We start from the raw sequence: 9,687 nt of genomic DNA, 5'->3' as shown, positions 1-9,687 counted from the left end.
CCCCTGCCCCACCGCGCCGGAACACTCCGCAGGCGCGCGAGCAGGGAGAAGCCCAGGCCGCGCCGCCACAGGCCCCAGGTGACGAGCGCCAGCACCACGGCGAAGGCGCTCCAGTACACCATGAAGGCGGTGAACGAGTCCGCCATGGGCCCCAGCCCGTTGAGGTCCGTGTGCACCACGCCCGGCGCCGCCGCGAAGCGCGTCAGCGGATGCTCCAGGCCCCAGCCCGCGCCCTGGCTCGAGACAATGGCCAGCGCCAGGCTCAGCACCATGCCGACATACCGATGCGGGCTCACCGCCTGCAGGAACAGCACCGCCACCGCGAAGAGCACCAGCGGCAGCCCCGCGAAGTAGAACGAGGACAGGTACAGCCCCGGCTCCAGCGCCGTCACGCCCCGCGACAGCTGGAACGCCATGCCCAGCAGGATGGGCGCCCCCGTCAGCACGCCCACCAGCGCCACCAACGCCAGCAGCTTGGAGACGACGAACACCGCGCTCGACACGGGCGTCGCGTCGAGCAGCGCGTCGAAGCGCGCCATGCGCTCGCGCCACGCCAGCTCCGCGCCGAAGTAGATGAGCACCAACGTGCCCAGCTGCGACAGGGGCGTCCAGAGGTGCTCCACCACCCGGCCCGTGGTGGGGATGCGAAGGGTGCCGTACTCGCCCCGGCCCGCGCCCGTCACGACCTCCATGCCGACGATGAAGAGCCACAGCACCAGCAGCGCCAGGAACGGCCAGCTTCCGAGCACGTGCCGCAGCTCCAGCCGCGTCGCGGAGACGAGCGCCGCCCACCAGGAAGCCTCACGCACCTCGACGGGCCGGTACGTGGACGGCGCCCCACGGGAGAGCTCATCCGCGCTCGCGTCGGGCCGGCGCTTCACCGCGGACCTGCGGAAGGAGAAGCGCGCGTGCACCCAGCCCAGCACACACGCCGCGACGCCCAGCCACAGCAGCCGGTTCCACAGCAGGTGGCCCTCCAGCGCGAAGAGGCGGGTGTTGCGCTCGGCCTCGGTCCAGTAGCGCGTCTGCTCGAAGAAGGCGGACAGGCCGAACGGGTCCAGCAACGCGGCGCGCGCCAGGGCCTCCGGCGTCTGGGGCGACGTCCCCGCCATCAGCGGCGAGTCCGCCCACATGGAGCCCACCACGTACACCGCGTAGACGAGGATGCCGCCCACGTACGTCGCCAGCGTGCTGCGCGACAGCGCGGAGACGGCGAACAGCAGCGACGCGGCGAAGACGATGTTGGGCAGCACCAGCACGACGAGCGGCCACAGGTAGCGGCCCACGCCCACCGGCCCCACCCGCTCGGGCGCGAGCGACACCAGGAAGGGCGCCGCCATCAGCGCGAGCGTCGCCACGCCGAACACCGCGAGCGTCGCCAGCGTCGCGCCCAGGAACCGGCCCAGCAGGTAGTCCCGCTTGCGCACGGACGTGGTGTAGATGAGCTCCGTCATGCCGTGCTCGGCGTCGCGCTGCACGGTGTTCGCGCAGAAGATGCCCAGCACGAAGAGCGACGTCAGCGACAACAGCCCCAGGGACTGCGCCACGCTGTGCGGCGAATTGACGTGGAGGTTGTCCCCCCCGTAGCCGGTGGAGACGAAGAGGAACGCGAGCGCGACGAAGGCCGCCGCCGCCGCGAAGAAGACGGCCTGGCGCGTCTGGTGGCGCCACTCGAAGTGGAGGATTCCGCCGAGCATGCCCGCCTCCCTCACGCCGCGCGCCGGGCGGACAGCGTGGAGAAGTAGACGTCCTCGAGGTCCGGAGTCACCGGCTCGAAGCCCTCCTCCGGTCGCGCGTCCGCCAGCACGTGCACGCGCGTGCGCCCGGCCCTCAGCTGCGTGGACAGCACCGGGAAGTCCGCGCGGTAGCGCTCCACCGCCGCCTTCTCCACCGTCTTGCGCCACACCCGCCCCTCCAGGGACGCCACCAGCGCCTCGGGCGCGCCCTCGCACAGCACCCGCCCCTCCGACAGGATGGCCATGCGCGGGCACAGCTGGCGCACGTCCTCGACGATGTGCGTGGAGAGCAGCACGACGACGTTCTCCCCCACCTCGCCCAGCAGGTTGTGGAAGCGCTGGCGCTCCTCCGGGTCCAGGCCCGCGGTGGGCTCGTCCACGATGAGCAGCCGGGGGTCGCCCAGCAGCGCCTGGGCGATGCCGAAGCGCTGCCGCATGCCGCCGGAGAAGCCGCTGACGGCCTTCTTGCGGTGGGCGTACAGGTTCGTCAGGTGCAGCAGCGCGTCCACCTGCTCACGGCGCGCCTTCGCGTGCGACAGGCCCTTGAGCAGGCCCAGGTGGTCCAACAGCTCCACCGCGCTCACGCCCGGGTACACGCCGAAGTCCTGGGGCAGGTAGCCCAGGTGACGGCGGTGCGCCTCCGGGTGGGCGAGCACATCCAGCCCGTCGAACGTCACCTGCCCCGCGTCCGGCGCCTGCAGCGTCGCGAGGATGCGCATCAGCGAGGACTTGCCGGCGCCGTTGGGCCCGAGCAGGCCGAACAGCCCCCGCTCGATGTCCAGGTCGATGCCGCGCAGGGCCTGGACGCCGTTGGGGTACGACTTGGAGACAGCGGAGATTCGCAGCATGGGGCGCCGGAGGAAGCGTTGGGGAGGACCTCCCACCTACGCTCCCACCCCACGTGCGATTGCACGGCCGCGCGGGCGAGCGGCGCGCTTTCAGTCCAGCGCGCGGACGTTGGCGGCCTGCAGCCCCTTGGGGCCCTTGGTGACGTCGAACTCCACCTTCTGCCCGTCCCGCAGGGTGCGGTGCCCCTCCGACTGGATGGCGGTGTGGTGGCAGAACACGTCGGCGCCCCCATCGTCCTGCGCGATGAAGCCAAAGCCCTTCGAGTCGTTGAACCACTTCACGGTACCCGTCGCCATACTCGGCATCCTCCCTGTCGCGACGTCGGACGTCGCCGCGTGCCCGGAACGTGGCACGCAGTGGACGCGTAGCCCACACCCGGAGGACGTGTCGACGGGGCGAGGGGGCGATCATCCACCAGTGAGCGATTGCCCCCTGGACGCTTCAGCGCCGGACACGACAAGGCCCACCACGAAGACACGTGGTGGGCCTCGATGGGGAGACCACGACTCAGTACTCCACTTGCGGCTGCGGCCCCGGGACGATGTCCGCGATGTCGGGGTCCACGTCGCCAGGCTGGCGGGGTCCCTTCTCGGCCTTCAGGCGCTTGCGCTCCTCGCGCTTGACGTCCTTCTCCTGCTGATGCTGCTTGCGCGCCTGCTCCTTCTGGCGCTTCGTCGACCTTCCTTGCATGCCGCCTCCCTCCTGAAAGTAAAGGCCCGGCCCCTCGCGAGGAGACCGGGCCACGGGTTACCAGGCGACGCGCTCAGATGGGACGAACGTTGGACGCCTGCAGCCCCTTGGGGCCCTTCGTAACCTCGAACTCCACCTTCTGACCCTCGGCCAGGGTCCGGAACCCGTCCGCCTGGATGGCGGTGTGGTGGCAGAACACGTCAGGGCCGCCATTGTCCTGCGCGATGAAGCCAAAGCCCTTCGCGTCGTTGAACCACTTCACGGAACCAGTCGCCATATGCGTCTTCTTTCTTCTCGCGGCATCCAAGGCCGCCCTGCCCCCCGAACCTGGGGAGCGGAACTGCCCTTAGCCTGATAGGAGGCCCCTGTCATCTCCCGGGTGACCTCGAAAAAACCCACCGACCCCAACCCCGCGCGGAAGAACGCACGGGCACCCCGAACAATTCTCGTTTCAGCTTAATGGTCGCCCCTCCGGTCCGCCGCATCTCGGAAGGTAAGGCGCGCTCGCGGACGGGACATGTGGGACGCCCGGACGAAGCATCCAGGCAGACAGGCGAAACGCCGGGTCCGCCCTCGAAGTGACGAGGGGCCGACAGCGTCTTCAACGCACAGTGTGGGGCACTCGACGTCGCCCCTGGACGCGGGGGTGTTGACGGGCGGCCAACGCCTCCAGGAGCCCCTGTCGCCCGCCGAAGTGGTAGCGCGGGGCACCCCGGCCCGCGTGGGCGCGGCGGGCCACGGCCTCCAGCGTCAACGCCTGGGGGCCCTCCTCGCGCAGCAGGGATTCGGCGGCGCGCAAGAGGCGCTCACGCATTCCCTCGATTCTCGCGCGCGGTGGCGCGACGATGAAGTGGAACCAGGGCACCCCGAACATGACGCTCCCCCTTCCCTCGTTGGATGGGCGCTACGCCCCCCACCTAGCCCGCTTGCGCGCGTTTCCAACAGTGATGGCTCGTGATTCAGGACATCACCCCGGTGAATTCCCCTGGACCCGGCCCGGCCCGGGCTCCAGCGCCCGGTGGGAAGGGGCGCGATGACGTCCGCGAAGCCCGCGCCTCGCGGCGGCAAGCCCGCTCGGCGTCGCGCGCGCAAGCGGCCTCCGGTGATGGCGGCCACGTCGGTGGTGTTGGACGGCTCCACGGGCGCTTCGCTGCAGACGCAGCTGGTGGAGGCGCTGCGCTCGGCCATCGTCTCGGGGCGGCTGGGGCCGGGCACGCGGCTGCTCTCCACGCGGGCGCTGGCGGAGCAGGTGGACGTGTCGCGCAACACGGTGCTCAACGCGTACTCGCGGCTCCTGTCGGAGGGCTATCTGCGCGGCCACCTGGGCTCGGGCACGTACGTGGCCAGCGAGCTGCCGGAGCGGCTGCAGTCCTCGCGGCGCGCCCGGCAGGAGGCGCCCGGGGCCCGGCACACGCCGGGAATCTCGCGCCGGGGCAGCGCGGTGGCGGGCCTTCCTGACGTGCGGCTCAGCGCGCCGGGCATCCCCGAGAGCCGCCTGGCCTTCCGCATGGGCACGCCCGCGGTGGACGCCTTCCCGAGTGACTTGTGGGGCCGGCTGCTGCACACGCGCTGGCGGCGCTCGTGGGGGGACCTGCTCAAGCGCGCGGACCCCGGAGGGCACCCGCCGCTGCGCCGCGCCGTCGCGGACTACCTGGCCACCTCGCGCGGGGTGCGGTGCGTGCCGGAGCAGGTCATCATCGTCAACGGAGCGCAGCAGGCGATGAGCCTGGCGGCGCAGGTGCTGCTGGACCCCGGTGACGCCGCGTGGGTGGAGGACCCGGGCTACTTCGCCAGCCGGGGCGCGCTCGTGGCCGCGGGCGCCACGCTGGTGCCCGTGCCGGTGGACGACGAGGGGCTGGACGTGGCGGCGGGCGCGCGGCTTGCGCCGGACGCGCGGCTGGCCATCGTCACGCCCGCGCACCAGTTCCCCCTGGGCGTGGCGATGAGCCCGGCGCGGCGGCGGGCGCTGCTGGCGTGGGCGGCGCGCTCGGATGCGTGGATTGTCGAGGACGACTACGACAGCGAGTTCCGCTACGAGGGCCGGCCGCTGCCCGCGCTCCAGGGGCTGTCGCCGGACGCGCGCGTCATCTACATCGGCACGTTCAGCAAGGTGGTGTCCCCGGCGCTGCGGGTGGGCTACCTCGTCGTCCCGGAGTCGCTGGTGCGGGCCTTCTGCGCGGCGCGGCGGTTCATCGACACCCACACGCCCGTGGTGGAGCAGGCGGTGCTCGCGGACTTCCTCCACGAGGGCCACTTCAGCCGCCACGTGCGCCGCATGCGCGTGCTGTACGGGCGCAGGCAGGAGGCGCTGCTGGAGGCGGCCCGGCGCGAGCTCTCCGGACGGCTGCGGCTTGAGCCCCTGCACACGGGCATGCACCTGGTGGGCTGGCTGCCAGCGGGCGTGGACGACGCGGTGGCCGCGGCGCGGGGCATCGACGCCGGGGTGATGACGCAGCCCCTGTCCGCCTTCCGCGTCGCGTCGCGGGGGCCCGGGGCGCTGCTGCTCGGCTATTCCTGCGTGCCCGAGGACCAGATTGAAGAAGGGGTCCGCCTGCTCGCGCGGGCCCTGCGCTGAAGTGGCTCCATCGACGGGTGCGCGAGTGGCCCTCGCGCGGAGGGCGCCGCCCGGTTACTTCACGCCCATCGACGAACGGACACGACGTCCCGCTCGCCACGGAGGAATCATCATGGAAGCGCAGCGTTTCGACATCGCGAAGCTCGCCCCGGGCATCTACAGCGCGATGATGGGGCTGGAGAAGTACCTGCACCAGTGTGGCCTGGAGGCGGGCCTGCTGCACCTCATCAAGCTGCGCGCCTCGCAGCTCAACGGGTGCGCCTACTGCATCGACATGCACTGGAAGGACTTGCGCGCCCTCGGCGAGTCGGAGCAGCGGCTGTACGGGCTGGACGCCTGGGAGGAGAGCCCCTACTACACCGAGCGCGAGCGCGCGGCGCTGGCCTGGACGGAGGCGGTGACGAACCTGAAGGAGGGCCACGTGTCCCACGCCGTCTTCCAGGCGGTGAGGCCGCACTTCACGGACAAGGAGCTGGCGGACCTCACCGGCGCGGTGGCCACCATCAACGCCTGGAACCGCCTGGCCATCTCCGCCCGCACGCTGCCCGGCACGTACCAGGCGCCGAAGGCCGCGCAGAAGGCGGGCTGAGCCCGAGGCCGTCGGGCGTGGGCGCCTCGTATCGACGCGGGCCCGGGTGACGCACTAACGTCCCCGGTCCATGGCCGAGACCCGAACCCAGTCGCCACCCACCCACTTCACCGAAGCGGAGGCCGCGGACCTCATCCGCGAGGCGAGCACCCACGCCCTCAAGAGCCGCGCCCACGAGCGCAAGCTCACGCGCGAGGAGGTGCTCGCCATGGCGCGCGAGATGGGCTTGAGCGAGGCGTCCGTGGAGGCCGCGCTGGCGACCCGCGGGAAGAAGAACGAGGACCGCCTGAAGCTGCGCAAGGACTTGCTGGGGCTCGCCACGCACGGCCTCAGCTACACCATCGTCATCGGCGCGCTCACCCTCATCGACATCCTCTCCGGCCCCACCTGGTTCGTGGTCTGGCCCGCGATTGGCTGGGGCATCGGCCTGGCGTTCCACACCATGGGCGTGACGATGGGCATGGCCCGACGCGCACTCAACGTCCCGGAGGATGAGTAGCGCGCGAATGCGCGTGGGACGGACCTCGAGATAAGGCAGACTCAGCCTCGCTTTCCCAGAATTGGGTTGAAACCGAGCGAGGCCACCGTGTCGACCGAGCAGCTCCGGGTATCTCAGTCCATCTTGTTGATGATGAACGCGCAGGGGCAGATGACCGCCATCGGGTCCATGTCCCAGCCGCCGTTGACGCTCACCCCCGCGCAGTGGTGGTTGGTGGGCTCGCTGCAGGCGGCGCTCCCGAAGGAGGCGCTGCTGTCGAAGCCGAGCACCTTCTCGCGCGAGCAGCTCACCGAGGCGCTCGACACGCTCGTCGAGCACTCGCTGGTGGTGCCGGTGAAGGGCGCGGCGGTGGACAGCTCGCGCTACCTGATGGGGCCCGGGGGCTGGGCGGACATCACCGAGCATCACCGGATGCTCTACGACACGGTCCGCGTGCACGCGTACCGCTCGGCGCTGTTCCGGCACGCCAGGGACCAGGTCGTCCTGGACATCGGAACGGGGACGGGCGTGCTCGCGATTCTCGCCGCGAAGGCGGGGGCGCGGCATGTCTATGCCATCGACGAGTCCGCCATCGCGGAGGTGGCGCTGGAGATGTACGCCGAGAATGGCGTCGCGGACCGCATCACCCTGTTCCACGGCAACAGCCGGGACGTGGAGCTGCCCGAGCGCGCGAACGTGATTGTCCATGAGCTGCTCAACGTGGACCCGTTCGGGGAGAACCTGCTGCCCGCGATGCAGGACGCGACGCGGCGGTTCCTCGCGCCCGGAGGCCGGCTGATTCCGCATCGCATCGAGGCGATGTGCGTCGGCGTCCAGATGACCGAGCCGGTGAGCTCCGGTCAGCGCATGCTGCGCGAGGCGGAGAACCTCGACGACTTCTACGGCCTGTCCTTCCGCCCCGTGCTCCAGCGCCTGCGCGAGGCGTACGACGTGGCCGGACCGAACTTCGACCTGGGCGGGATGAACGTGCCGCCAGGCCCGCCGCAGACGCTGCTCACCAGGCCCTGCGTGCTGCGGGACGTGAGGCTCGACCAGGACTTGACGGAGGCGATGGACGAGGCGCCCGTCGAATCCGTGCTCGAGGCGGACGCGCCCGGCACCCTGGGCGGCGTGGCCCTCTACTTCCGCGCGCACATGGACGAGCACACCGTGCTGTCGACCTCCCCCACCGCGCCCGCGACGTGCTGGGGCTTCCTGGTGAAGGAGTTCCGGGAGCGGGTGCAGGTGAAGCCCGGGGACAAGGTGCGCATCCGATCCAGCCTCCAGCGCTCACACGGCCACCGCTTCAAGGTCGAGCTGGCCTGAGCGACCTCCCAGCCCTCGGGGCTCAAATCCCCGGGGGCGTGCGCGGCAGCTCCGTGCCGAACACCGCCTGGAGCAGGTCGACCAGGCCGGGCCACGCCTCCGCGCCCAGCCACAGGCCCTCCTCGACGTGCTCGACGCTCATGGCGAGTGACGCGTTCTCGAAGAGCTTCGCGGACAGCACGCCCTCCGGAGGCAGGCGGCCCTCCACCTGGAGCACCTGACCATCCCAGCGGAAACCCGGTGGCAACAGGCGCTCCGCCATGGCGCGCAGCGCGGAGCGGCCGGCCCCCGCGCGCAGCAGGCCCATCACCAGCGACGAGGCGCCGCGCGACTCCTCCAGCTCGACGCGGCCGGGCGTGCGCAGCCACAGCCGGTAGCGCCCCGAGGCGAACTCCACGCGCTCCAGCGTCGTCTCCACGCGCACCTTCCAGCCCTTCACGGACAGGCGGATGTCATAGAGCTCCGGGCGGGCCTCCCAGTGGCGCAGCTCCACGTTCTTCGCCTTGACGAGCAGCTGGCGCACCACCGTCTCCACGCGCACGTGGGACAGCCGCAGCCGCTTGCCGCCCACGTCCACCGCGACGTCTCCGGAGAGCGGGGACGGCAGGCGCTTCGCCCACTCCCGTGCGCCCTCCAGGAGCTTCATCGCCAACGACTGACCCGACATCCATGTCCTCCCGAGTGCGCGCGCAGCATGCACCGGATTCGTGTCGCGCGAAGGAAGCCCTCGGGTGCGAGGGCCTGTCACCCCGGAAGCTCAGGGAGCGAGCGGCGGAAAGCGTCCGGCCTCCCAGTCCGCCAGCCGCGCGCGACCCTCGGCCACGCTGTCCACCACGAAGTTCCACCAGATGACCAGCGGGTCCGGCAGCGGCTCACCGCCCAGCACCACCGCCCGGCCGCCCCGCACCGAGTGCAGCGCCAGCGCGGCGCCGCCGTCCTCCAGGTGCGCGAGCACGCCCCGCTCCACCGTCGTCCCGCCCACGGCCACCTCCCCGTCCGCCACGTAGAGCGCGAGCGCGTGCGTGGGCTTCACGGGCAGCGACACCGAGGCGCCCGCCTCCAGCTCCACGTCCAGGTACGTCAGGGGATGGAAGGTGGGCACGGGGGACACGGCGTCCCCCAGCCGGCCGGCGAGCACGCGCACCCGGGCGCACGCGTGCTCGACGAGGGGCAGCTTGGAGGCGGGGACATGCTCGAAGGACGGCGTCGTGTGGCGGTGCTCGCGCGGCAGGGCGACCCAGGTCTGCAGGCCGTGCAGCGGGGCGGCGCCGGGGCTCGAGTCGACGTCCTCGGCGTGGACGATGCCGCGCCCGGCGGTCATCCAGTTCACGTCCCCAGGGTGGATGTCCTGCACCGAGCCCACCGAGTCGCGGTGACGGATGGCGCCGGAGAACAGGTACGTCACCGTCTGGAGTCCCACGTGGGGATGGGGCGGCACGGACAT

11 protein-coding genes and 1 pseudogene are annotated in these 9,687 nt (G+C 71.6%); 4 read left to right on the top strand and 8 right to left on the bottom strand.

Annotated elements, in window-relative coordinates; all coding sequences use genetic code 11:
• The 6 genes and pseudogenes from FL311_RS37135 to FL311_RS37110 all read right to left on the bottom strand — a co-directional run.
• A pseudogene (locus FL311_RS37135) lies at window positions 1-1,697 on the bottom strand (ABC transporter permease); the annotation flags it as partial.
• A gap of 11 nt (window positions 1,698-1,708) precedes the next feature.
• Complete coding sequence (locus tag FL311_RS37130; RefSeq protein ID WP_141332414.1) at window positions 1,709-2,584, bottom strand: ABC transporter ATP-binding protein; 876 nt, start codon at window positions 2,582-2,584, stop codon at window positions 1,709-1,711.
• Window positions 2,585-2,674: 90 nt separating this feature from the next.
• Window positions 2,675-2,881, bottom strand: coding sequence for a cold-shock protein (locus FL311_RS37125; RefSeq protein WP_141332413.1), 207 nt, complete (start codon window positions 2,879-2,881; stop codon window positions 2,675-2,677).
• Between the two features lie 211 nt (window positions 2,882-3,092).
• A complete protein-coding gene (locus tag FL311_RS37120; RefSeq protein ID WP_141332412.1) occupies window positions 3,093-3,275 on the bottom strand; it encodes a hypothetical protein in 183 nt (60 codons plus the stop codon).
• A gap of 73 nt (window positions 3,276-3,348) precedes the next feature.
• Window positions 3,349-3,552 (bottom strand): cold-shock protein, encoded by a 204-nt coding sequence (locus FL311_RS37115; protein ID WP_141332411.1) that lies wholly within the window; start codon window positions 3,550-3,552, stop codon window positions 3,349-3,351.
• Between the two features lie 324 nt (window positions 3,553-3,876).
• Window positions 3,877-4,149, bottom strand: coding sequence for a helix-turn-helix domain-containing protein (locus FL311_RS37110; RefSeq protein WP_223747934.1), 273 nt, complete (start codon window positions 4,147-4,149; stop codon window positions 3,877-3,879).
• Between the two features lie 159 nt (window positions 4,150-4,308).
• Here FL311_RS37110 and FL311_RS37105 point away from each other — a divergent pair, with 159 nt between their 5' ends.
• The 4 genes from FL311_RS37105 to FL311_RS37090 all read left to right on the top strand — a co-directional run bounded on the left by FL311_RS37105 (window position 4,309) and on the right by FL311_RS37090 (window position 8,243).
• Entirely contained in the window at window positions 4,309-5,850 is a 1,542-nt protein-coding gene (locus tag FL311_RS37105; protein WP_228557332.1) for a PLP-dependent aminotransferase family protein, read from the top strand.
• 112 nt (window positions 5,851-5,962) lie between these two features.
• Entirely contained in the window at window positions 5,963-6,439 is a 477-nt protein-coding gene (locus FL311_RS37100; protein ID WP_141332410.1) for a carboxymuconolactone decarboxylase family protein, read from the top strand.
• A 70-nt stretch (window positions 6,440-6,509) separates the two neighbouring features.
• Window positions 6,510-6,938: a 2TM domain-containing protein gene (locus FL311_RS37095; RefSeq protein ID WP_141332409.1), complete on the top strand. Its 429-nt coding sequence runs from the start codon at window positions 6,510-6,512 to the stop codon at window positions 6,936-6,938.
• Window positions 6,939-7,025: 87 nt separating this feature from the next.
• Entirely contained in the window at window positions 7,026-8,243 is a 1,218-nt protein-coding gene (locus FL311_RS37090; RefSeq protein ID WP_141332408.1) for a 50S ribosomal protein L11 methyltransferase, read from the top strand.
• A gap of 22 nt (window positions 8,244-8,265) precedes the next feature.
• Here the strand turns inward: FL311_RS37090 and FL311_RS37085 are convergent, their stop codons facing one another.
• The gene (locus tag FL311_RS37085) at window positions 8,266-8,910 is read right to left on the bottom strand and encodes a hypothetical protein (protein WP_141332407.1); all 645 of its coding nucleotides are present in this window, start codon (window positions 8,908-8,910) and stop codon (window positions 8,266-8,268) included.
• 90 nt (window positions 8,911-9,000) lie between these two features.
• Window positions 9,001-9,687 (bottom strand): pirin family protein (locus tag FL311_RS37080; protein ID WP_141332406.1); only part of this gene is annotated, 687 nt, incomplete at its 5' end.

The organism is Myxococcus sp. AB025B (assembly GCF_006518215.1).
Classification (GTDB): Bacteria; Myxococcota; Myxococcia; order Myxococcales; family Myxococcaceae; genus Myxococcus; species Myxococcus fulvus.
The sequence above is the reverse complement of the archived record's forward strand: the minus strand, read 5'-3'. Positions and strand labels throughout refer to the sequence as shown.